General features: G+C 68.0%; 20 protein-coding genes. 14 read left to right on the top strand and 6 right to left on the bottom strand.

All coding sequences use genetic code 11. The annotated features are described in order from the left end of the window. Positions 1-342 precede the first annotated feature (342 nt). Positions 343-702 carry a YciI family protein gene (locus AC07V5_RS05005; protein ID WP_495114514.1) on the bottom strand — a complete coding sequence of 120 codons (360 nt, stop codon included), beginning with the start codon at positions 700-702 and terminating at the stop codon, positions 343-345. A 133-nt stretch (positions 703-835) separates the two neighbouring features. Here AC07V5_RS05005 and AC07V5_RS05000 point away from each other — a divergent pair, with 133 nt between their 5' ends. Beyond that, positions 836-1,909 (top strand): pirin family protein, encoded by a 1,074-nt coding sequence (locus AC07V5_RS05000; protein WP_495114513.1) that lies wholly within the window; start codon positions 836-838, stop codon positions 1,907-1,909. A 16-nt stretch (positions 1,910-1,925) separates the two neighbouring features. Here the strand turns inward: AC07V5_RS05000 and AC07V5_RS04995 are convergent, their stop codons facing one another. From AC07V5_RS04995 to AC07V5_RS04985, 3 genes are read right to left on the bottom strand one after another with little or no spacing between them, the layout of a single operon-like run. Continuing rightward, the gene (locus AC07V5_RS04995) at positions 1,926-2,699 is read right to left on the bottom strand and encodes a hypothetical protein (protein ID WP_495114512.1); all 774 of its coding nucleotides are present in this window, start codon (positions 2,697-2,699) and stop codon (positions 1,926-1,928) included. A 3-nt stretch (positions 2,700-2,702) separates the two neighbouring features. Continuing rightward, positions 2,703-4,757 carry a hypothetical protein gene (locus AC07V5_RS04990; protein WP_495114511.1) on the bottom strand — a complete coding sequence of 685 codons (2,055 nt, stop codon included), beginning with the start codon at positions 4,755-4,757 and terminating at the stop codon, positions 2,703-2,705. A 9-nt stretch (positions 4,758-4,766) separates the two neighbouring features. After that, complete coding sequence (locus AC07V5_RS04985; protein WP_495114510.1) at positions 4,767-5,405, bottom strand: PEP-CTERM sorting domain-containing protein; 639 nt, start codon at positions 5,403-5,405, stop codon at positions 4,767-4,769. A gap of 241 nt (positions 5,406-5,646) precedes the next feature. On the opposite strand from AC07V5_RS04985, the gene AC07V5_RS04980 reads away from it, so the two are divergent. Then, positions 5,647-6,168 carry a YgjV family protein gene (locus AC07V5_RS04980; protein WP_495114509.1) on the top strand — a complete coding sequence of 174 codons (522 nt, stop codon included), beginning with the start codon at positions 5,647-5,649 and terminating at the stop codon, positions 6,166-6,168. Here the strand turns inward: AC07V5_RS04980 and AC07V5_RS04975 are convergent. Beyond that, the gene (locus AC07V5_RS04975; RefSeq protein WP_495114508.1) at positions 6,134-7,009 is read right to left on the bottom strand and encodes a YihY/virulence factor BrkB family protein; all 876 of its coding nucleotides are present in this window, start codon (positions 7,007-7,009) and stop codon (positions 6,134-6,136) included. The genes AC07V5_RS04980 and AC07V5_RS04975 overlap by 35 nt on opposite strands. Before the next feature lie 127 nt (positions 7,010-7,136). Here AC07V5_RS04975 and AC07V5_RS04970 point away from each other — a divergent pair, with 127 nt between their 5' ends. Together AC07V5_RS04970 and AC07V5_RS04965 are read left to right on the top strand one after the other, a co-directional pair. Continuing rightward, positions 7,137-8,291: an AI-2E family transporter gene (locus AC07V5_RS04970; protein WP_495114507.1), complete on the top strand. Its 1,155-nt coding sequence runs from the start codon at positions 7,137-7,139 to the stop codon at positions 8,289-8,291. A gap of 39 nt (positions 8,292-8,330) precedes the next feature. Further along, positions 8,331-9,467 carry a GGDEF domain-containing protein gene (locus AC07V5_RS04965; protein WP_495114506.1) on the top strand — a complete coding sequence of 379 codons (1,137 nt, stop codon included), beginning with the start codon at positions 8,331-8,333 and terminating at the stop codon, positions 9,465-9,467. A 6-nt stretch (positions 9,468-9,473) separates the two neighbouring features. Here AC07V5_RS04965 and AC07V5_RS04960 read toward each other — a convergent pair whose 3' ends face one another. After that, a complete protein-coding gene (locus AC07V5_RS04960) occupies positions 9,474-10,412 on the bottom strand; it encodes an MBL fold metallo-hydrolase (protein ID WP_495114505.1) in 939 nt (312 codons plus the stop codon). Between the two features lie 260 nt (positions 10,413-10,672). Here AC07V5_RS04960 and AC07V5_RS04955 point away from each other — a divergent pair, with 260 nt between their 5' ends. The 10 genes from AC07V5_RS04955 to AC07V5_RS04910 all read left to right on the top strand — a co-directional run bounded on the left by AC07V5_RS04955 (position 10,673) and on the right by AC07V5_RS04910 (position 21,677). Continuing rightward, a complete protein-coding gene (locus tag AC07V5_RS04955; protein WP_495114504.1) occupies positions 10,673-12,862 on the top strand; it encodes a TonB-dependent receptor in 2,190 nt (729 codons plus the stop codon). 65 nt (positions 12,863-12,927) lie between these two features. Beyond that, positions 12,928-14,439, top strand: coding sequence for a sigma-54 interaction domain-containing protein (locus AC07V5_RS04950; protein ID WP_495114503.1), 1,512 nt, complete (start codon positions 12,928-12,930; stop codon positions 14,437-14,439). Positions 14,440-14,666: 227 nt separating this feature from the next. Beyond that, positions 14,667-15,698: a hypothetical protein gene (locus AC07V5_RS04945; RefSeq protein WP_495114502.1), complete on the top strand. Its 1,032-nt coding sequence runs from the start codon at positions 14,667-14,669 to the stop codon at positions 15,696-15,698. A gap of 20 nt (positions 15,699-15,718) precedes the next feature. Beyond that, a complete protein-coding gene (locus AC07V5_RS04940) occupies positions 15,719-15,934 on the top strand; it encodes a hypothetical protein (RefSeq protein ID WP_495114501.1) in 216 nt (71 codons plus the stop codon). A gap of 160 nt (positions 15,935-16,094) precedes the next feature. Next, entirely contained in the window at positions 16,095-17,297 is a 1,203-nt protein-coding gene (locus tag AC07V5_RS04935; protein WP_495114500.1) for a substrate-binding domain-containing protein, read from the top strand. A gap of 13 nt (positions 17,298-17,310) precedes the next feature. Then, positions 17,311-18,054: an ABC transporter ATP-binding protein gene (locus AC07V5_RS04930; RefSeq protein WP_495114499.1), complete on the top strand. Its 744-nt coding sequence runs from the start codon at positions 17,311-17,313 to the stop codon at positions 18,052-18,054. Beyond that, the gene (locus tag AC07V5_RS04925) at positions 18,051-18,785 is read left to right on the top strand and encodes an ABC transporter ATP-binding protein (RefSeq protein ID WP_495114498.1); all 735 of its coding nucleotides are present in this window, start codon (positions 18,051-18,053) and stop codon (positions 18,783-18,785) included. Before AC07V5_RS04930 ends, AC07V5_RS04925 begins: the two co-directional genes overlap by 4 nt. Next, positions 18,782-19,759 carry a branched-chain amino acid ABC transporter permease gene (locus AC07V5_RS04920; RefSeq protein WP_495114497.1) on the top strand — a complete coding sequence of 326 codons (978 nt, stop codon included), beginning with the start codon at positions 18,782-18,784 and terminating at the stop codon, positions 19,757-19,759. Before AC07V5_RS04925 ends, AC07V5_RS04920 begins: the two co-directional genes overlap by 4 nt. Then, entirely contained in the window at positions 19,756-20,838 is a 1,083-nt protein-coding gene (locus AC07V5_RS04915) for a branched-chain amino acid ABC transporter permease (protein WP_495114496.1), read from the top strand. The genes AC07V5_RS04920 and AC07V5_RS04915 overlap by 4 nt, the downstream gene beginning before the upstream one ends. Then, positions 20,835-21,677, top strand: a complete 843-nt coding sequence (locus tag AC07V5_RS04910) for an alpha/beta fold hydrolase (protein ID WP_495114495.1) — start codon at positions 20,835-20,837, stop codon at positions 21,675-21,677. Before AC07V5_RS04915 ends, AC07V5_RS04910 begins: the two co-directional genes overlap by 4 nt. Positions 21,678-21,706: the final 29 nt, after the last annotated feature.

Raw genomic sequence — 21,706 nt, 5'->3', positions numbered from 1 at the left:
CGCCTTCGCTGCACTCTTTCTTCTTGGCTTGTGGCACCAATCACACGTCCTAAAGAAACTGAACTGCCCAAGTTGCGACGCAAACCTATACGAACTAGATGGCATCGCTCTTTACGCAAAGAACTGCAGCCACTGTGGGGTCGAGTTGCGGTGAGTGCATCCCGTGGCGGTCATGCGGCGGCGTGCGAGCAGCCGCCCAACCCTTCCATCGAGAGGATGCTTTCCGGCCTTCGGCCTCCAAGCGCCTTTCATGTCAAACGTTGAACGTCAGCTTCGGGGCGTCTCATCAGGCCTTGTGCTGCTTGCGCTTTGGGCCGATAGCCGTCGACCCACGCCTCCCCCTCACGCCCGCCCCGCCATCTCCGCCGGCAACGGCATGAACTCCCGCACGTCCTGCGCGCATCGACACGCCACGGCGATCCTGGCAGCCCAGTGGTGGGCTGCCTCCCGGTTGGCCACTTCCACGATGGTGAACCCGCCGATGAAGTCCCGGTAGGCCGGGTTGGGGCCTGAGGTGATCGTGCCGTCCGTGGCCACAACGGTCGTCAGGGCGGGGTCCAGCAGCCCGCCGCCAAAGAGGAAGACGCCTGCGTCCATGGCGTCCAGCACGACCGCCACCGCGGCCTTGGACACGGCCGGGAAATCCTCCTGCGGGATGTGGTTCATCGCGCCGTCGTTGAACGAGATCAGGTATTGCGTCACTTCATGGCTCCTTGTTCGGGCGCGCTGCATGCGGCCAGCCCCACCAAACGACGAACGGGCATCGCTGAAATCGACAAGCTACCCAACAAGGGCACCCGCAGCAAGGTCACCCGGCACGCGCTAGGCTGGCGCCATGACCACCGACGCCCCACCCACCGGATCGCCCGCCATCGTCTCCATCTCGCCCCTGGGCATGCCCTGGGAGACGCTCGACCCCTTCCTGTTCTGCGTCCACCACGACGACGCCTACCCGCCCGGCAATGGCCGCCACGGGCCGGACGCGGCGCTGCTGAAGGGGCGCCAGATGGGCTCGGACTTCTCGGGGCAGGCCGGCTGGAGCATGTATCACGGCCAGCAGGTGCCCGGTTTCCCGGCTCACCCGCACCGCGGCTTCGAGACGGTGACCATCGTGCGCCAGGGCCGCATCGACCATTCCGATTCGCTGGGCGCCGGCGCGCGCTTCGGGGGCGGCGACGTGCAGTGGCTCACCGCCGGCAAGGGCATCGTGCACGCGGAGATGTTCCCGCTGCTGCACACGGACAAGCCCAACCCGCTGGAGCTGTTCCAGATCTGGCTCAACCTGCCGGCCGCCAGCAAGATGGTGGCCCCGCACTTCACGATGTTCTGGTCGCAGGACATTCCGCGGCACCGCTTCGTCGATGAGGCCGGGCACGCGACCGACGTCGTCTGCATCGCCGGTGCCCTGCCCACGCTGGGTGGGGTGACCCAGCCGCTTGCGCCGCCGCCCGACTCCTGGGCCTCGCGCCAGCAGGCGGACGTGGCGATCTGGACCCTGCGCCTGGCGCCGGGCGCGCGATGGGTGCTGCCGCCGGCGACGGGAGCGGGCACGCGCCGCAAGCTCTACTTCTTTGCTGGCGCACGCTTGGCCATCGACGGCCAGGCCGTGGCCGTGCGGCACGCGATCGAGGTGCGGGCCGGCGCCGCCGTCACGCTTGTCAACGACGGCGCCGAAGCGGCCGAGCTGCTGATGCTGCAAGGCCGCCCCATCGGCGAGCCCGTCGCCCAGTACGGGCCCTTCGTCATGAACACCCAGCAGGAGCTGCAGCAGGCCTTCGAGGACTACCGCCGCACCCAGTTCGGCGACTGGCCCTGGGGCGACACGGCGCCCGTGCATGGCGACGAGGGCGGCCGCTTTGCCAAGCACGCGGACGGCAGGACGGAGCGGTTGCCGTCGCAGGAGGCTTGAGCTCGCAGGCTGGGCTTCAGCCGCCCCGCTGCTGCAACTGGTAGTCGCGCAGCGAGCGCAACAGCGCCTGCTGGCGGGCGCCGGGCTGCAGCTCGCGGGCCACCTGCTCGAATCGCGCCACGTTGCCGGCGTTCAGGAAGGGGCCGACGTTCTCGGCGACCGACTGCGCCGCCTGCCAGCCGCCGGTGTGCACGAGGCCGACGAACATGTCGTCGTAGCCGCTCGTCAGGCCCAGCTGCTGCCACTGGCGCAGCACCGGGTAGGCCTTGCCGAGCAGCACGGCGTCGTAGCTCTTGCCCAGCGCCGAGACGGCCGCGGCCGTCGTTTCGGCCGAGGGGGGCAGCCTGGCTGCCAGCGCGAGGGCTGCGGCCTGCACATGGCCGTCGGGGAAGGCCAGCAGCTCACGCGCCCAGGCGGCTTGCTCGGCGGCGCTGCCCTGGGCGACGAGGCGGTCGAGCTGTTCGAGCAGCAGGCGCACCACCTCGAAGTGTTCGTCCATGCCCTCGCCACGGGTCAGGCGGCAGCTGTTGGCGGCGTAGCACTGCGTCAGCGTGCGCAGCGCCTGGGCGGGCGGCGCGGTCGTGAGTGATGCGACCGCGGCAGGCTCGATGCGGGCCGCAGGGATGGAAGCAGCCGAAGGCTGCGCCCAGGCCAGCGGCGAAGCGCTGGCGGGCAAGCCGGGCGAGGCCGCCTGGGGGGCTGCAAGCAGGGGCGCGGAGTCGCCGCGCTGCGCCCACCACAGCCCCGTCACCAGGGCTGCGGCAGCGGCAAGGACCAGCAGCGTTTTCATCCCTCAGGGCTGCAAGGCGAGGAAGGCCGACGCCGGCCAGCGGTTGCCGCGGCAGTAGGCGGCGTTGCCGGAGCGCGCCAGGCAGGCGTTGACGAGCGCCGTGCCGAAGGGGCCGTAGACGTCGGTCTCGGCGGCGCCGTTGCGCGTGACGCTCTCGGTGCAATGGAAGCGATGCGCCACGGAGCGCACCGCGCCGCGCGGGCAGTCGCCGTTGCCGGTGGCCGCTGCCGCGAGGGCCTTGCTCCAGATCGGCATGGCAACGGCAACGCCGTCGACGACCGTTGCGCGGTTGGCCATGCAGACCGCACCGCCGCCGCCATCCACGCAGGCCTGCACGGCCGCGGCGGTGAAGGGGCCGTAGGTCTGGCTGCCACTCATGCACTGGCGCAGGTGGTTGTCGTAGCGCGTGCCGTTGGGGCAGTGCGCGGGCTTGGCCGCACTGGGCGCCGCGGTCGGCACGGCCCAGCTCGCCAGCGTGGACGCCGGGTAGAGGTTGCCGGCAAAGATCCAGCCCTCGCGCAGCACGCCGTCAGTGTGCGTGTACTCGAGGCGGTAGTAGAGGTTGTTGGCCGAGGCGGTGCCGAACACTTCCTTGACCTGCACCGGCGAGCCGGCCGGGATGGCGATGAGCAGGGTGCCGCCGGGGGTGGCGCGCATGTTCAGGTTGGGCACGACCTTGACCCAGTCGCCCGCGTAGGCGATGGCCCCGGCACCGGTGGGCGCCGCGCCCACGGCCAGCGAGGCCTGCGTGGCCGCGGTGCCGGCGTCGATCCAGCCATCGGTCAGCACGCCGTTGATGGGGGCGCGGATGCGGTACAGGCGCCGCTGCTGCACGGCGCCGCTGACCATGAAGTCCAGCACCTGGTACGTGCCCGCCGCGGCCTGGCCCAGCACCATGCCGTCGGGCGCGGAGCGCAGGTCCAGCGGCTGCAGCGTGGCGATGGCGCTGGCCAGCGACTGCAGGCCCGGCACCTGGGCGCGGCAGAGCTGGTGGCGGTTGTGGTCGATGCGGCCGTAGCTGGCCGTCTGCGCCACGTAGACCTGGGTGATGCTGCTGTCGTCGAAGCTCGCGCGGCCGGCCAGGCAGGCGGCGTCGCGCACGTCATCCACGCATTCCAATGTGCTGCCGTTGAGCACGCAGGCGGCGCTGCCAACCTGCAGCAGCTTGCCGGCTTCGACGTTGCCGCCGGTGGGCACGGGGCAGGACGGGCCGTTGTCCATCAGGCAGGCCACGTCGATGCCGGCGGCCTTGTTGAGGTCGGCCACGTCGGGCAGCCACAGGCGGGTGTCGTAGTTGTCGCGGTAGCCGTTGTCCTTGGCGACGTTGGCATCGGCCGCGTTCTGCCAGCGGCAGACCTTGGTGGGGCCGCCGTTGTAGGCCGACCAGGCCGAGCGCGCGCGGCCGCGCCAGTACTCGTCGATCTGCGCCGTGGTGCCGGTGGGGGCGGTCACGCCGCCGAGGCAGGACGCGGGCGCCGACTCCCACGCGGCGTAGTAGATGTCGATGGCGTAGGTGAAGTTCTGCATCATGTTCCAGCCCTTGCCTTGCTGGAGCTGGACGAAGTGATAGCGGTCGTCGACCTGCATCATTCCGTGGCCATGGCCGCTGTCGCCGCGCATCATCTTCAGTGTGTAGGGCTGGCCGGCGGCAAGCTGAGCATCACGGTAGTGCGACCAGAAGGTCTCCTGGCGCAGCGTGGCATAGGTGCCGCGCTGGAAGGCCTCCAGCTCGCGCGCCGACACGGCCGGCTTGCGCGACAGCAGGTAGCGGCTGCTGGCGTCGCGGATCACCGGGTACATGGCCTGCATGTAGCGCTGGCGCTCGGTGACGAGGCTGCTCGATGCGTCGTTGAAGACGACGCCGGCGTAGTTGCCCCGCACGAAGCTGTCGGGGCCGAAGGCCGAGGCGTCGCAGCCCGAGGGCGCGCGGCCGTGCGTCCACGTGCCACCGACCTTGTTGGTGCAGGCCCAGTCGTTGGGTGTGGCGGTGTAGGCGGCGTGTGCCGTGCCGGCCAGGGCCAGGAGGGCCAGGCACAAGGTGATGAAGCGTCTTTTCATGGTGCCCCCTCAGAAGGAACGACGGCGGGCGATGCCCGCGACGGCAGCCAGGCCGGCCAGCATCAGCGCGAGGCGGCCGGGCTCGGGCACGGCGGCCACGTCACCCACGCGCACCGCCCAGGCCTGGGCCAGCGTGTCGGTGGACAGCTGGTCTTGCAGGCCCATGCCCATGAAGAAGCTCAAACCCCAACCGGGGTCGGTGGCCGTGCGGGTCCAGAACACCGGGCCGATGGCGTTGCTGGGATCGACGAGGCCGCTGAACGAGCCGGCCTGCGTGAGCCCGGCCGCCGTGTTGCCCAGGCTGGCGTAGAAGAGGTGGCCCAGCTCGGAGTTGGCGCCGGCGTTGTTGAGGCCGATGTCGGTGGAGGCGTCCTCCGAGTAGTCGAGCTGCAGCGCGACACCGTTGACCGGCGCAACGGTGGGCAGGCGCCAGTCGTCGAAACCGCCAAAGCTCAGGGCCTCGGCCCACAGCGTCGCATCGGCCTGGGTGCGCAGGCCGCCGGCGGCGGCATCGGCCAGCCAGGTCAGGTTGGTCTGCGTGTCGTAGATCATCGTGCCGTTGGCGCGCGGCTGGAGATCGGCACGGGCCGTGGCACCAATCAACAAACCGGTTATTGCCAGGCCGGCAAGCAGCGTCTTCTTGGTCATGGATGGGGGTGCGACGACGTCGCGTGAGCTGGAGGCGGGTCGCATGGTCTGCACAACGCTGTGCAGCGACCAGCGGGTTAGTCCGGCAACGTGCTGCCAATTCGGCTGGCCGGCATAACCGGCTGGAATGCGCCTCGGTGCCGCGCGAAGGGCGGCTTTCCCAGCGTCGGCAGGACAATCCGCGGCCCTGCCGAAACGCCTCCCTAGTTTTCGGGGGATGACCTCCGAACCACTCCGCCGCATGCCCGCCACCGACTGGCTCTCCCCCGCCCAACTCTTCGGCTACGTCGCCTTCGTGCTCGGCGTCGCCTGCTTCCTGCAGACCGACGACCGCCGCTTCAAGTGGTTCATGACGGGCGAGTGCATCGCCTACGTCGCCCACTTCGCGCTGCTGGGTAACCCGACGGCGGTGGCGAGTTCGCTGCTGTCGATGCTGCGTTCGGTGTTGTCGCTGCACACGCGCTCGAAGTGGGTCGCCGTTGTGGTCGTGGCGGCCAATATCGGGTTCGGCCTGGCCATTGCCACCCAGCCCAGCGACTGGCTGCCTCTGACCGCCTCGTGCCTGGGCACCATTGCCCTGTTCACGCTGCAGGGCGTGCCGATGCGGCTGCTGATGCTGTGCGGCACCGGACTGTGGATCGCCAACAACCTGATCGCCGGCTCCATCGGCGGCACGGCGCTGGAGGTGGTGGTCGCGGCGGTCAACCTGACGACGATCGCGCGGATGCTCAAGGCTCGCCGAGCCGCTCGAACTCCGCAATGACCTGGGCGCCGAACAGCAGCAGCGTGGCGCCGATCTCCAGGCTCAGCAGCACGGCGATGGCCGTGGTGAGCGACCCGTAGACGGTGCCGATCTGCGACAGCGTGCCGAAGTACCAGACCAGCACATGGCGCGACAGCTCCCACAACAGGGCCGCCGCCAGCGCACCGATCAAGGCCAGCGGCAGCGACGGCCGCCCGCCCGGCATGACCATGTAGACCGAGGCCAGCACGAACACCTCGCCGGCAAAGCCCAGCAGATAGAGCATGACGCCGGACACGCCGTCCAGCGACCAGCTCAGACCCAATAACTCCACCTCGCGCTGGCCCAGGGCCTGGAAGCGGCCGGCCACCAGCGTCACCAGCAGCAAGCCCAGGCTCAGGCAGAGGATGTAGACGTAGGGAATCAGCGCCGACATCAGGGCGTGCCGCCGCTGCAGCTTGTGCCGGTGATGAAAGATCACCGACATCGCACTCTCCAGCACCGAGAAGGCCAGCGAGCTGAAGAACAGCATGCTGACCAGCAGCACCCAGCCCATCACTTCGCGGTGCGCCAGGAAACGCGCCAGCTCGGCCACCACGGCGGCGGACTGCCCCGGCACCAGCCATTCCAGATAGCGGCCCACCGTCTGCAGCAGCAGCGCCTGCTCGACCCAGTGCGACAGCGTGATGACGCTGAGGATCATCAGCGGCACGATGGACAGCAGGGCGTAGTAGGCCACCGCGCCCGCCAGCAGCAGGCCCTGGTTGGCGCGGAAGGCCTTGAGCGTCTGCCAGAAGAAGCCCCAGGGGTTGTGCAGCACGCGGGCAGTCTGGCGAGCGAACCTGTGGGTGAAAAGTTGCATGCCGCCAGGGTCGGCCCCCGCAGCGGCTGCGGCTTGTCGGCGGGCACAACGCTCCCTTGTCGGACGGCGCCGTGACGCGCGCCGGAGCAAGCACAGACGGGTGTAACAGCGCGTACGCTGCTCAGCCATGAGCACACTGCCCTCCAGCACCGACCCCGCCCTGCCCGACGCGGCGCCGCTGCGCCTGCACATGCCGGTCGACGTGCGCAGCTTCTCGCTGGCGTTGCTGGCGCTGGTGGCCGTGCTGTTCACGCTGCACGTGGCCGCCGCGGTCTTCGTACCGGTGCTGCTCGGCCTGATGCTGAGCTATGCGCTGGCCCCGCTGGTGGAGCAGCTCCAGCGGCTGCGGCTGCCCCGCGCCCTGGCGGCGGCCCTGGTGCTGATGAGCCTGGTGGGCGGCGCAGGCTGGACGGGCTACGCGCTCTCGGACGACGCCAGCAAGCTGCTCGAATCACTGCCCGCCGCCACCGAGAAGGTGCGCGCGGCCGTGGCGGCCCGCCGACCCGGCGCGGACAGCGCGCTGGCCCAGGTGCAGAAGGCCGCCACGCAGCTGGAGCAGGCGGCCGAGGCCGGTGGGCCGGCGCCGGCCGCAGCCTCGCGCGGCGCCACCCGCGTCATCATCGAGCGGCCGCGCTTCAACCTGCAGGACTACCTCTGGACCGGCACGATGGGCCTGCTGGCCTCGCTCGGCGCGGCAACGGTGGTGGTGTTCATCGCCTTCTTCCTGCTCGCCTCGGGCGACACCTTCCGGCGCAAGCTGGTGCACCTGGCCGGCCCGACCTTCGCCAGGCGGCGCCTGACGGTCCAGACGCTGGACGAGATCGGCGCACAGATCCAGCGCTACCTGCTGGTGCAGGTGTTCACCAGCGCCATGGTGGGCTTGACGATCTGGCTGACCTTCTTCCTCGTGGGCATGGAGCATGCGGCCGTCTGGGGCGCGGTGGCCTTTGTGCTGGACTTCGTGCCCTACCTCGGCGCCGCCGTGCTGACCACCAGCGCCGGCCTGATGAGCTTCGTGCAGTTCGGCAACGTGGACATGGTGCTGCTGGTGTCGGGCATTGCTTTGGGCGTGCACACGTTGTCGGGCAACCTGCTGATGCCCTACCTGAGCAGCCGCAGCAGCCGCATGAACGCCGTCGTCGTGTTCGTCGGCGTGCTGGCCTTCGGCTGGCTGTGGGGCGTGTGGGGCCTGCTGCTGGCGGTGCCCATCCTGGCCAGTGTCAAGGCGGTGTGCGACCGGGTGGATGGGTTGCAGCCGGTTGGCGAACTGTTGGGCGATTAGCACCCGTCCGGCGAGGCCGGCGCCCGGATACTCCGACCCATGAGTGCGCCGCTGACGTCTCCTTCCCAGCCCCCCTCAACCGACGACGCCGAAGTGCAGCGCATCGCCTTTGCGCAGTGCGTGGCGGCGCTGGGCCGCACGCTGCGCACGACACCGCTGGGCTGGGCCCTGGTGGCGTGGGTGTGCTGGGAGCGCGTCGACTGGCCGGCGTTGCGCGGCTGGTTGGCCCTGGCAGTGGCCGGCTGGCTGCTTTGCCAAGGGCTGCTGGAACTCATTCGCCGCCAGGGCGCCGACGCCGCCCGCCACCAACCGCTGCTGCTGGCCGTGGCCGCCATCGACGGGGCCTGCTGGGGCGCTATCGCGCCGCTGTTGATGGGCCTGGACGGCATCCTCAACGCCGGGCTGGCCGCCATCCTGTGCGGGGTGTCGGCTGTCAACGCGCCGGTCTACATCACGCGCATCCAGGCCTACTTCTGCCTTTGCGCCGCGCTGTGGCTGTCGGTGCTGACGGGGCTGTTGGGCGTGCCCGCGCCGCCACTGGCCGAGGTGATCGCGCTGGGCCTGGCCCTCTTCCTGACACTGCTGTGCTTCTACATGCACGGCATCGGCGCACGCATCGTCGAGGGCATCCGGCTGCAGCTCGCCAATGCGGCGCTGGCGGCCCAGCTCGGCCAGGCGCTGGCCGCGATGGCGGAGCAGGCCGCGACGGATGCCCTCACCGGCCTGCCCAACCGCCGCTCGCTGGACCAGGCCCTGGCGGCCCAGCTCGCAATGGCGCAGCGCGAAGGGAGGCCGTTCTCCGTGCTGATGCTGGACCTGGATCACTTCAAGGCCGTCAACGACACCCACGGCCACGGCGTGGGCGATGCCGTGCTGCGCGCCTTTGCGCAGCGCATCCAGGGCCAGTTGCGGCGCTCGGACGTTTGCTTCCGCTACGGCGGCGAGGAGTTCGTCGTGGTGCTGGCGGGCACGGCGACCGAGTTGGCGCTGGACGCCGCCGAACGCCTGCGCCTGGCCGTGGCCGGCGCGCCGCTGGCACCCAGCGTGACGGTCACGGTGTCAGTCGGCGTGGCCACCTGGCGCACGGGCGAGGACGCGGCCGCGCTGCTGGCGCGTGCCGATGCCGCCCTCTACGCGGCCAAGCGCGCCGGCCGCGACCGCGTCATGGCCGGCTGATCCCGCTCAGCGATTGGCGCTGTAGTTCACCGGCAGCCAGTCATAGCCCTTGCCGTCGGCGCGCAGCTTGCCGATGCCGGGGAAGGACACATGGGTCACCGCCACGTAGTAGCCGTCCTTGGCGGCCGCGGCGTAGGCCTTCTCGCGGGCGGGTGCGGCGGCCTTGGGGTCGGAGTCGAACTGGATGGTCACGCCGGGCTCGGGGAACTGCACGGCGGCGACGTGCATCAGGTCGCCCCAGAACATCATCTTCTGGCCCTTGCTCTCGGCCACGTAGTTGCTGTGGCCGGGCGTGTGGCCATAGGCCGGATAGGCCTTGACGCCGGGCACGATCTCCACACCCGCGGCGCTGCCTTCGAAGGGCTTGAAGCGGCCCGCGTCGGCATAGGCCCTCACGTTGGCCGCGATGGCCTTGGCGCCGTCGCCCTTGGCCACCTGCTCGGGCGCCAGCCAGAAGTCGGCATCGCGCTTGTCGATGCGCAGCGTCGCGTTCGGGAAGTTGGCCTTGCCGTCGGCACCGGTGCCGCCGATGTGGTCGCCGTGCATGTGGGTGATGACCACCTCGTCCACCTGCTCCGGGCTGTAGCCGGCGGCCTTGAGGTTGGCGAGCACCCGGCCCAGCGTCGGGCCGAACAGGCCGGAGGCGCCGGTGTCCACCAGCACGATCTTGGAGCCGGTGTTGATCAGATAGGCGTTGACCGAGGTCTCCAGCGGCAGGCCCAGGTAGGCGTGCTGCAGGGCCTTGACGGTGTTGGGCGCGGGTTGCTGCAGCAGCTTGTCGACGGGCAGGTCCAGCGTGCCGTCGAGCAGGGCGGTGACCTCGAAATCGCCGAGCTGCATGCGATACCAGCCGGGCGCCTGGCCCTTGAGCTGCGGACCGGCGGCGAGAGCCGTCGTGGCACTGAAACCCATGGCGAGGACAGCGGGGAGCAGGCGGTTGAGCATCGTTCGTCTCCGGGGGATTGAGGGAAGCGGCGCAGGATAGCGGCGGCCTTGGCACCTTGCAGCCCCCAGGGTTGTTGCCTGCAAACTGGACACAGCCCGCGCCGGCAAATGACTGGAATCCGGACAGCTCTGCCGCTTTTGCGGCCCAAATCGCGGGTTAGCTCGCAAGGGTTTGCCTGGACTTCGCCCCTTGTTGGCGCGGGCATGGCTTTTGCGCTGAGAGGGGCTGGTACCCGAAGACAACAACCAGGAGACAAGCCATGCCCCGACGCCTACCGGCGCCTTCGCCGCTGCATTTCGCCATCCTCGCCGCGCTCGGCGCTGCATTGCCCGCCGGCGCGCAAACCGCACCGGCCGCTGAAGCCCAGGTGACGACGCTGGACGTCGTCAAGGTCACGGCGCGCAAGCGTGAGGAGTCGCTGCAGGACGTGCCGGTGGCCGTCACGGCGCTGACCGCCGACCAGCTGGACAAGCTGGCCATCAAGGACCTGGGCGACCTGCAAGGCCAGGTGCCCAACCTGACGATCTACGCCGCCCGCGGCAGCAACACGACGATCACGACCTTCATCCGCGGCGTGGGCCAGGCCGACCCGCTGTGGGGCGTAGACCCGGGCGTGGGCATCTATTTCGACGACGTCTACATCGCCCGGCCGCAGGGCGCGCTGCTGGATGTGTACGACGTGCAGCGCGTGGAAGTGCTGCGCGGCCCGCAGGGCACGCTGTACGGCAAGAACACCATTGGCGGCGCGGTGAAGTACGTGTCCAAGCCGCTGCCCCAGCAGACTGAAGGCTCGGTGACGCTGGCCATCGGCAGCTACGGCCAGGTCAACGCCAAGGGCGGCGCGGGCACGGCCGTTGCCGACGGCCAGTTCCGCTTCCGGGTCGCCGGCGCCAGCCTGAACCGAGACGGCTACGGCAAGAACCTGACCGACGGCAGCCCCGTCAGCGACCAGGCCACGACCAGCGGCCGCTTCTCGGCCGGCTGGTTCCCCACGGGCTCCACGTTCAACGCCCAGGTGTCGGTAGACCGCACGCAGGACGCCTCGCACATGCGCGGCTTCCAGCGCCTGAACGTCAGCGCCTTCGACCCCGCCAAGACGCCACCCACCCCCGGCCGCTACGACATTGCGTCAGGCATGCCCAACGCCAACCGCACCACCAGCGAAGGCGAATCGCTGACGCTGAACTGGGGCGTCAGCGAGGCCTGGAGCCTGAAGTACGTCCTGGCCCATCGTGCTTCAGACACGGCCACCTCCATCGACTTCGACGGCCTGCCCAACAAGATCGCCGACGTGCGCGCCGAGTACCACGACAGCTCGACGAGCCATGAGATCCAGGCCGCCTACGAAGGCAGCAGCAGCTCTGGCATCGTCGGCGCGTACTACTTCGACGGCCGCGCTGGCGGCACCGTGCGCAACAACTTCTTCAACGCGAGCTTCGGCACCACCAACGGCCTGGTCTACACCGAGGGCAAGGCCATCTTCGGCGACTGGAGCTGGCGCCTGACGCCGCAGTTCAGCGTCAGCACCGGCCTGCGCTACACCGACGAAACCAAGCGCGCCGTGGTGCTGAACCAGGCCTTCGCGAACGACCAGTTCAGCGGTGCCCCCATCGCCGTGCCGGCCAACTTCGACAACAGCCGCTCGGTGACCAACACCTCGCCGCGCCTGTCGCTGGAATACAAGGCCAGCAAGGAGATCAAGCTCTACACGACGGTCTCGCGCGGCTTCAAGAGCGGTGGCTACAACATCCGCGCCAACACGCTGGCCTTCCCGACGTCGAGCAAGCCCTTCGGCGACGAGAAGCTGGACTCGCTGGAAGTGGGCGCCAAGATGATCCTGGACAGTGGCCGGCTGGAGCTGAACACTGCCGTCTTCCACAACAAGTACAAGAACGTGCAGCTGTCGGTGTTCACCAGCTACACGCAGGCCAACGGCCAGCCCGGCTTCTTCGGCGACTTCACCAACGCCGGCAAGGCCACGGTGCAGGGCGCCGAGGTCGAGTTCCTGTGGATGCCCACCACCGCCTGGCGCATCAGCGGCAACCTCGCCACGCTGGACGCCAAGTACGACGAGTACTTCGACCGCGGCGTCAACGTGGCCGACCAGAAGAAGTTCACCAACACGCCCAAGTACCAGGCCGGCCTGAACATCGAGCACAACGCCAAGCTCGGCATGGGCACGCTGCGCTCGCGCCTGAGCCTGAGCCACCGCAGCAAGGTCTACCCGACGACCGATCTGGCCGAGACGCTGGCGCAGGATGCCTACACGCTGGTCAACGCCGGCCTGATCTGGGAGAAGGACAGCAAGCTGAGCTTCTTCCTGCAGGGCAGCAACCTGGGCAACAAGGCCTACAAGACCGACGGCTACAACATCGCCGCGCTGAGCGTGCTGGACGCCTACTACGGCCCGCCGCGCACGTTCACGATCGGCGGCACGTTGAAGTTCTAGGCGTGCGACTGAGCGGTTTCGGCCTTGCCGAAGGGAGCGGGCCGGCGCGGTACATTGCGCCAGTCATGCCCCTGTCCAAAAACCAGACACCCGCGCCCGCCGGCATCCCGCAGGATGTCGACGGGCTGCTGCGCCTGGCCGCGCAGTCGATGTTCGACGTGCTGGCCCGGTCGACGGAAGGGATGATGGTCATCGACCGCAACCACCGCGTCGTCTGGATCAGCGACGGCTACAAGCGCTTCCTGCCGGCGCTGGGGTTCAACGACGAGCACGAGTTCGTCGGCAAGCGCGTGGAGGACGTCGTCCCCAACACGCAGATGCTGCAGGTGCTGGAGAGCGGCAAGCCCGTGCTGGTGGACCTGTTGACGAACAAGGCCGGCACCTTCCTCGTCAGCCGCCTGCCGCTGAGGAGCGACGCGGGCGAGGTCATCGGCGCCCTCGGCCTGGTCCTGCTGGACCACCCCGAAACGACGATGCAGCCGCTGATCCAGAAGTTCGCGCGGCTGCAGCAGGAGCTGGAGGACACGCGCCGCCAGCTCGCCGCCCAGCGCCGGCCCAAGTACACGATCGCCAGCTTCATCGGCGCCAGCCCCGCGGCGCTGGAAGTGAAGCGCCAGGCCCGCCGCGTCGCGCAGACGGATTCGACCGTGCTGCTGCTGGGCGAGACCGGCACCGGCAAGGAGCTGATGGCGCATGCCATCCACTCGGCCTCGCGCCGCGCGCACCGGCCGCTGGTGGGCGTCAACATCGCCGCCGTGCCCGAGACGCTGCTGGAGGCCGAGTTCTTCGGCGTCGCGCCCGGTGCCTACACAGGCGCCGACCGCAAGGGCCGCGACGGCAAGTTCAAGCTGGCCGACGGCGGCACGCTGTTCCTCGACGAGATCGGCGACATGCCGCTGGCGCTGCAGAGCAAGCTGCTGCGCGTGCTGCAGGAGCAGGAGGTGGAGCCGCTGGGCAGCAACACCGTGCTGCGCATCGATGTGCGCGTCATTGCCGCCACCAGCCGCGACCTCGCCGCCATGGTCGCCGCAGGCACCTTCCGCGCCGACCTGTACTACCGCCTCAACGTGCTGCCCATCCGCGTGCCGGCTTTGAGGGAACGGCTGGACGACATCGAGGCGCTGGCCGAGGCGCTGGGCGAAGACATCGCCCGCCGCAGCGGCATGCCGCAAAAGCTCCTGAGCCCCGACGCCATCGAATGGCTGATGCAGCAGGCCTGGCCCGGCAATATCCGCGAGCTGCGCAACACGCTGGAGCAGGTCAGCTTGATGAGCGACGACATGCAGCTGACGGCGGCGCATTTTCAGGGTGGGGCGGCATTGCCGGCGACGACTGCCACTGCCGCACCGACCCCTGCGCCGCAGCTGACCGCGCCCGCCGTGACGACCGCCCAGGCCGTTGCCCCGTTACCCGAACTGATCGAGGCGCTGGAGCGCGACGCCATCGGCCGCGCCCTGCAGGCCACCGGCGGCAACCGCATGGCGGCGGCCCGGCTGCTGCAGATCTCGCGGGCATCGCTGTACGAAAGGCTGGCGCGCTGGCCGGATTTAGAGCAACTCTCCGACCCGCGCGCGTAGTTTCACGAGCGCTACGGGCTGATCGCAGCGCTGCGCTCCCTGGCATGCAACGGCGTGAACCTGCGGGTCCCGGTGATCCAGGTGATGCCGCTTCTCGAATGAGACATGGCGCGCAACTCGCGGGTTTTCTCGCGGCAACCCCAATGCTCTCGGATCGGATACTCGAAGTCGCGATCAATTCATCGTAGATGATCTTTTGAATCAACCAATCGCCGAGCTTCCGTCAAATGAAAGCAATCATTTTTTTACTGACCGTCTTTCTTTCTCCCACAGCGAACGCGGCACCTACGAAGTTCGTGGAAATCGCTTCCACCTCCATTGACACATCACGCGTCACTTTGCTTCGCTCCATTGATTTAGCCGATCAAAGAAAGAATGGCGACGGAAATCTGTTCTATCGAACGAAATACAAAGTCGCCTTGGAGAAGGAAGGGGGCCGCGGGCGCAGTGAACGCGTGCTGGCCACTGAGCTCTATACGCCACAGGACCTCAAATACAACGGTGACGGAATGCGTCCTGCATTCCTGATCGATCCGATTCAAAAGGCGCTAACGATCTTCGCCATCGGAAAAGGCCCAGACAACACTGACTACAACATGGTTGGCTATGCATTCAGACTCGATTCGAGTCGGGAATGGAGCAAAGAAGTTGTTTTCGACAGCGGGAATATCGGCTGGTATTCATATTTCGGCGGAGCCGACAATGGCAACCCCGAAATATGGCATTTTTCCTACCATGGGTATAGGCAGGCTCGCTCGACAAGAGGAAGCGATGGTCGTTGGCGCACCGAAGACATGGGCAGGATCCGCCCCGAGGCGGCCGTCCAGGAACTACAGGCGAAGAAGAACATCCTGATCAGCGGCACGCCAGCCACTCAGTACCCGGCTGGGCACGGCCCCAGTTCTTCCTCGACCGGGAAAGCCTATTCCGAGAGCGACGTTGCAGTCGGTAACTCGGATGGATCGGGCGATATTCTGTTTAGCGTCTTGAAATGGCTGTTGGCACCGCCTTCCGGAGGCGGGGGCTCCGGTTCGAGCTCGGGTTCCATTGGCGGGACTTTTGTCTGCACGGGAAAGTGCACTGGATCCTGGTTGAAAAACGGGAGCAGCTTCACGGTATCTGTCAACGCGTCTAGTCTCGATAAGGCACGGGAGAATGCTGCGGACGCGGCCAACCAAGATGTCTGCAAGGCAGATGCCAAACGCTACAACCAAGGCATGTCCGCCAACTGGGTGGACGTGCGCTGCCAAGCGCAGTGAATCTTCAAGCATGAGCGGTGATGATGGCCACGCTCATGCGCCAATCCCTGCCCAAGAACGCGGATCTGTCAGGTGACGAACAAGCGCTTGATTCGATTGCCACGCCGCCCAACCGATTGCGTCAGATGCTGAACTGGCGCAACCGCTCAGCATTGCCAAGCCAATGCAAGGCGTTGCGCGGCAAACTCAGCGCCCGCCATTGGCAATCGACAGTCCAATTTCCAGGCAGCGCCTGAATTTCAGACACTTGCGCGGTCCCTAACGGATAAAAACCTCGGGACAACCCGGACTAAATCCGGCCCAGGCGCCCCCTTCCCCGCCGGGCACGGCCCTTGCAAAAAGGGAAGACACCGTCTGCCGATAGAGCAGACCTGACGAACTTCAGGAGACAAGCCCATGCGCCTCACCACGCGCCGCTTCGCCATCGCCGCTGCCACCCTTGCGGTTGCCCTGCCCGGCCTCGCCCTGGCCGCCGACAGCAAAGAAATCCGCATCGCTCACGTCTACAGCAAGACCGGCCCGTTGGAGGCCTACGGCAAGCAGACGCAGACCGGCTTCATGATGGGCCTGGACTACGCCACCGGCGGCACGATGACCGTGGCCGGCAAGAAGCTCGTCATCATCGAGAAGGACGACCAGGGCAAGCCGGACGTGGGCAAGAGCCTGCTGGCCGCGGCCTATGGCGACGACAAGGCCGACATCGCCGTCGGGCCGTCGTCCAGCGGCGTGGCGCTGGCCATGCTGCCGGTGGCCGAGGAGTACAAGAAGATCCTGCTGGTGGAGCCGGCCGTGGCCGACTCCATCACCGGCGACAAGTGGAACAAGTACATCTTCCGCACCGGCCGCAACTCGTCGCAGGACGCCATCGGCAACGCCGTCGCCTCCGACATCGCCGGCCTGAACATCGGCATCCTGGCCCAGGACTACGCCTTCGGCCGTGACGCCGTGAAGGCCTACAAGGAAGCGCTGAAGAAGGCCAAGATCGTCCACGAGGAATACCTGCCCACGGCGACGACCGACTTCACGGCCGGCATCCAGCGCCTGGTGGACGCACTGAAGGACAAGCCCGGTCCCAAGGTCATCGCCGTCGTGTGGGCCGGCGCCACACCGCCCTTCGGCGCGCTGGCAGCCCTGGACCTGAACAAGCGCTACGGCATCGGCGTGGGCTCGGGCGGCAACATCCTGCCGGCCATGACGGCCTACAAGCAGTTCCCCGGCATGGAAGGCGCGACCTACTACTACTTCGGCATCCCGAAGAACCCGGTCAACGAGTGGCTGGTGGCCAACCACTACAAGCAGTTCAAGAACCCGCCCGACTTCTTCACGGCCGGCGGCATGAGCGCGGCGATCGCGCTGGTTGAAGCGCTGAAGAAGACCAACGGCGACACGGCCACCAACAAGCTCATCAAGACCATGGAAGGCATGAGCTTCGAGACGCCCAAGGGCAAGATGACTTTCCGCGCCGAGGACCACCAGGCGATGCAGTCCATGTACCACTTCCGCATCAAGGTGGACCCGGCCTTCCCGTGGGGTGTGCCGGAGCTGGTGCGCGAGATCAAGCCCGAGGAAATGCAGGTCCCGATCCGCAACAAGCGCTGATCCCGGACGGCCCGTGCTCGAAACCAAGAACCTGACGATCCGCTTCGGCGGCCATGTGGCCGTCGACGGCGTGTCGTGCGCCTTCCAGCCCGGCACGCTGACGGCCATCGTCGGCCCCAACGGTGCGGGCAAGACGACCTACTTCAACCTGATCTCGGGCCAGCTGCCCGCGAGCAGCGGCGAGGTGTGGCTGGATGGCGAGAACCTGACCCAGCTGCCCGCACCGGTGCGCACGCGCCGCGGACTCGGACGAGCCTTCCAGCTGACGCAGCTGTTCGCGCACCTGACGGTGCTGGAGAACGTGCGGCTGGCGGTGCAGGCAAGGCATGGCAAGGGGCTGCGCATGTTGTCGGTGTGGCTGTCGCACAAGGAGCTGATCGACGAGGCGCGGGCCATCCTGGAGCGCGTGCGCCTGGCCTCGCGCGCCGACGACCTCGCCGCCAGCCTGCCGCATGGCGACCAACGCAAGCTGGAGGTGGCGATGCTGATCGCGCTGGATCCGAAGGTCTACCTCTTCGACGAACCGACGGCCGGCATGAGCGTGGACGAGGTGCCCGTCGTGCTCGATTTGATCCGCGCGCTGAAGGCCGAGAAGAAGCACACGCTGCTCTTGGTGGAACACAAGATGGATGTCGTGCGCGAACTGGCGGACCGCATCATCGTGCTGCATCAGGGCAAGCTGGTGGCCGACGGCGACCCCGCCACCGTTATCGCCTCACCCATCGTGCAAGAAGCCTACCTCGGGGTGGCAGCATGAACCTGCTCGAGCTGAAGGGCGTGCACACGCACGTCGGGGCGTATCACATCCTCCACGGCGTGGACCTCGAAGTGCCCGCTGGCCAGGTGACCATGCTGCTGGGCCGCAACGGCGCTGGCAAGACCAGCACGCTGCGCACGCTGATGGGCTTGTGGACGGCCAGCAGCGGCTCGGTGCACTTCAAGGGCGAAGACATCACCCAGCTGGCCACGCCCGACATCGCATCGCGCGGCATCGCCTACGTGCCCGAGACCATGGGCATCTTCGGCGAGCTGAGCGTGGCCGAGAACCTGCTGCTGGCGGCCCGCTCTGCCAAGCGGTTAGGCGACCTGGACGCACAACGCCTGGAATGGTTGTTCGGCCTCTTCCCCGCGCTGAAGACCTTCTGGCAGCACCCGGCCGGCAAGCTCAGCGGCGGCCAGAAGCAGATGCTGGCCATTGCCCGCGCCATGATCGAACCGCGCGAGCTGCTGGTCATCGACGAACCGAGCAAGGGCCTGGCACCGGCCATCGTGCAGAACCTCATCACGGCGCTGCGCGAATTGAAGAAGACCTCGCAGACGACCGTGCTGCTGGTGGAGCAGAACTTCCGCGTTGCCGCCGAGCTGGGCGACAAGGTGGCGGTGATGGACGACGGCCGCATCGTGCACCGCGGCGCGATGCGCGAGCTGATCGAAGACTCCAGCCTGCAGCAGCGGCTGCTGGGCCTCTCCCTGGCAGCGCACCAATGACGAAGCTCGACCCCCGCCCCCTCGCGCTGCTCGCCGCACTGATGCTGCTGGCCCTGCCCCTCACGGGCAGCGCCAGCACCTGGTTGAACCTGACGCTGGCCGGCCTGGCCATGGGCCTGATCATCTTCGTCATCGCCTCGGGCCTGACGCTGGTGTTCGGCCTGATGGACGTGCTGAACTTCGGCCACGGCGTGTTCATCGCGCTGGGCGCCTTCACGGCAACCACCGTGCTCGCCTTCCTCGCGCCCTGGGCCACCAGCCCCGATGTCGCCTCCAACCTCGCCGCACTTGCCGCCGCCTGCCTGGCCGGCATGGCCATCGCGGCGGCTGTGGGCGTCGTCTTCGAGCGCGTGCTGGTGCGGCCGGTCTACGGCCAGCATCTGAAGCAGATCCTCATCACGATGGGCGGCATGATCATTGGCGAGGAGCTGATCAAGGCCACCTGGGGTGCGCAGCTGATCCCGCTGCCACTGCCCGATGCGTTGCGCGGCATCTTTCTGCTCGGCGATGTCGCGGTCGAGAAGTTCCGCGTGCTGGCCATGGTCATCGGCCTGGTCGTGCTCATCGCGCTGCTGCTGGTGCTGAACCGCACCAAGATCGGCCTGCTGATCCGCGCCGGCGTGCAGGATCGCGAGATGGTCGAGGCGCTGGGCTATCGCGTGCGGCGGCTGTTCGTGGGCGTGTTCGTCGCCGGCTCGGCGCTTGCCGGGCTGGGCGGCGTGCTGTGGGGCCTGGTGCAGCAGGGCGTCACGCCACAGATCGGCGGGCAGGTGAACCTGCTGATCTTCATCGTCATCATCATTGGCGGCCTGGGGTCGACGGTGGGCTGCCTGATCGGCGCGCTGCTGGTGGGTCTCGTCGCCAACTACGTGGGCTTCATCGCACCCAAGGCCGCGCTGTTCTCCAACATCGGGTTGATGGTGGCCATCCTGCTGTGGCGCCCGCAAGGCCTCTATCCGGTGGGTGCGAAATGATCCGCGCCTTGCTTTCGCATGACCTGCCACGCAGCAAGCTGCTCGCCGTGCTGCTGCTGGCCTGCCTCGTCGGTCTGGCCGGTGCGCCGTTCATCTTCCCCGGCACGCAGGCGCTGAATGTCGCGGCCAAGATCCTCGTGTTCATCCTGCTCGTGGCCAGCTACGACCTGCTGCTGGGCTACACCGGCATCGTCAGCTTTGCGCACACGATGTTCGTCGGCATCGGCGCCTACGGCATCGCGATCGCCTCGGCGCGGCTGGGGTCGGACTGGACATCGCTGGGCATCGGCTTCGTCGCCGCCCTGCTCTTGAGCGCCGTGCTGGCGCTGGCGATGGGCCTGGCCAGCCTGCGCGTGAAGGCCATCTTCTTCGCGATGATCACGCTGGCCGTGGCGTCGGCCTTCATGACGCTGGCCTCGCAGCTCTCCGATTTCACCGGCGGTGAGGACGGCCTGAACTTCCAGTTGCCCGAGGTGCTGCGGCCGTCGACCGAGTTCATGGACGACCCGTTCCTGGGCGTCATGCTCGACGGCCGGCTGCTGACCTACTACCTGCTCTTCGTCGCCGTCACGGCACTGATTGCACTGCTGCTGCGCATCGTCAACTCGCCCTTCGGCCGCGTGCTGCAGGCCATCCGCGAGAACGAGTTCCGGGCCGAGGCCATCGGCTACCGGACCGTCGTCTATCGCACCGGCGCCAACATCGTCGCGGCCCTGCTGGCCTGCTGCGGCGGCGCGCTGCTGGCGCTGTGGCTGCGCTACACCGGCCCCGAGACGGCCATGAGCATGGAGATCATGCTGGACCTGCTGCTCATCGTCGTCATCGGCGGCATGGGCACGGTCTATGGCGCGGTCATCGGCAGCGTGCTCTTCATCGTCGCGCAGAACTATCTGCAGGCGCTGCTGAAGTGGGCGGGCAGCTTGGTCGAGGGCGTGCCGGTCGTCAGCACGCTGGTCTCACCCGACCGCTGGCTGCTGTGGCTGGGCCTGCTGTTCGTGCTGGCCGTCTATCACTTCCCCGGCGGCATCGTCGGGCGGCTGCGGCTGGCGGCGTGGACGCGAGGGAGAAAAAACAAATGAGATCGCGCTACCTGAGTTGCCTGGGTCGCGAGATCCATTTAACCGAGTGGGGCGACCCGGCGGCGCCGACCGTCATCGCCTGGCATGGCCTGGCGCGCAGCAGCCGCGACTTCGACGACTTCGCCGCCGCCCTCAGCGCGCGCTGGCATGTCGTTTGCCCCGACACCCTGGGCCGCGGCCTGTCGCAATGGGCGATCTCCCCGGCCAACGAATACTGCCTGGAGTTCTACGTTGACCAGGCGGAGTCCTTGCTGGATCAGCTGAGCCTCGACAAGGTGCATTGGGTCGGCACGTCCATGGGCGGCGCCATCGGCACGCTGGCCGCCGCCACCAAGCTGCGCGGCCGCATCAAGCGCCTGGTGCTGAACGACAACGGCCCCGAGCTGGCCGCACCGGCGCTGGCGCGCATCAAGAGCTATGCCGGCCAGCCACCGAGCTTCTCGACGGTGAGCGAGCTGGAGAGCTACTTCCGCGAGATCTACGCCAGCTTCGGCCATCTGACGGACACGCAGTGGCGCCACCTCACCGAGACCTCGCTGCGCCGCCTGCCCGACGGCCGCGTGACCACGCACTACGACCCCGCCATGGCCGAGCAGTTCGAGCACCATCCCGAGGACTATCTGCTGTGGGACGCCTGGGACCAGCTCGACCTGCCCGTGCTCTGCCTGCGCGGCGAGGACTCGACGCTGCTGACCGCGGAGACGGCGCAGGCCATGCGCGAGCGCGGCCCTCGTGCGGCGGTCGCGCTCATCCCCGGCTGCGGCCACGCACCGGCGCTGAACACGCCCGAGCAGATCGGCCTCATCGAACGTTTCCTCTCCGCGGGCCAAACCCCGTGAATGCCCGTAAGCCAGCGTCATGCTTCAAG

It is taken from the genome of Roseateles sp. GW821-FHT02E12 (genome assembly GCF_059421665.1).
Note: the sequence above shows the minus strand (reverse complement) of the source record. Positions and strands in the feature narration are given on the sequence as shown.

Excerpts from the sequence above, each read along its gene's own strand:
- AC07V5_RS05000 (WP_495114513.1), top strand. The coding sequence starts at position 836 with ATGACCACCGACGCCCCACCCACCGGATCGCCCGCCATCGTCTCCATC.
- AC07V5_RS04995 (WP_495114512.1), bottom strand. The coding sequence starts at position 2,699 with ATGAAAACGCTGCTGGTCCTTGCCGCTGCCGCAGCCCTGGTGACGGGG.
- AC07V5_RS04990 (WP_495114511.1), bottom strand. The coding sequence starts at position 4,757 with ATGAAAAGACGCTTCATCACCTTGTGCCTGGCCCTCCTGGCCCTGGCC.
- AC07V5_RS04985 (WP_495114510.1), bottom strand. The coding sequence starts at position 5,405 with ATGACCAAGAAGACGCTGCTTGCCGGCCTGGCAATAACCGGTTTGTTG.
- AC07V5_RS04980 (WP_495114509.1), top strand. The coding sequence starts at position 5,647 with ATGCCCGCCACCGACTGGCTCTCCCCCGCCCAACTCTTCGGCTACGTC.
- AC07V5_RS04975 (WP_495114508.1), bottom strand. The coding sequence starts at position 7,009 with ATGCAACTTTTCACCCACAGGTTCGCTCGCCAGACTGCCCGCGTGCTG.
- AC07V5_RS04970 (WP_495114507.1), top strand. The coding sequence starts at position 7,137 with ATGAGCACACTGCCCTCCAGCACCGACCCCGCCCTGCCCGACGCGGCG.
- AC07V5_RS04965 (WP_495114506.1), top strand. The coding sequence starts at position 8,331 with ATGAGTGCGCCGCTGACGTCTCCTTCCCAGCCCCCCTCAACCGACGAC.
- AC07V5_RS04960 (WP_495114505.1), bottom strand. The coding sequence starts at position 10,412 with ATGCTCAACCGCCTGCTCCCCGCTGTCCTCGCCATGGGTTTCAGTGCC.
- AC07V5_RS04955 (WP_495114504.1), top strand. The coding sequence starts at position 10,673 with ATGCCCCGACGCCTACCGGCGCCTTCGCCGCTGCATTTCGCCATCCTC.
- AC07V5_RS04950 (WP_495114503.1), top strand. The coding sequence starts at position 12,928 with ATGCCCCTGTCCAAAAACCAGACACCCGCGCCCGCCGGCATCCCGCAG.
- AC07V5_RS04945 (WP_495114502.1), top strand. The coding sequence starts at position 14,667 with ATGAAAGCAATCATTTTTTTACTGACCGTCTTTCTTTCTCCCACAGCG.
- AC07V5_RS04940 (WP_495114501.1), top strand. The coding sequence starts at position 15,719 with ATGATGGCCACGCTCATGCGCCAATCCCTGCCCAAGAACGCGGATCTG.
- AC07V5_RS04935 (WP_495114500.1), top strand. The coding sequence starts at position 16,095 with ATGCGCCTCACCACGCGCCGCTTCGCCATCGCCGCTGCCACCCTTGCG.
- AC07V5_RS04925 (WP_495114498.1), top strand. The coding sequence starts at position 18,051 with ATGAACCTGCTCGAGCTGAAGGGCGTGCACACGCACGTCGGGGCGTAT.
- AC07V5_RS04920 (WP_495114497.1), top strand. The coding sequence starts at position 18,782 with ATGACGAAGCTCGACCCCCGCCCCCTCGCGCTGCTCGCCGCACTGATG.
- AC07V5_RS04915 (WP_495114496.1), top strand. The coding sequence starts at position 19,756 with ATGATCCGCGCCTTGCTTTCGCATGACCTGCCACGCAGCAAGCTGCTC.
- AC07V5_RS04910 (WP_495114495.1), top strand. The coding sequence starts at position 20,835 with ATGAGATCGCGCTACCTGAGTTGCCTGGGTCGCGAGATCCATTTAACC.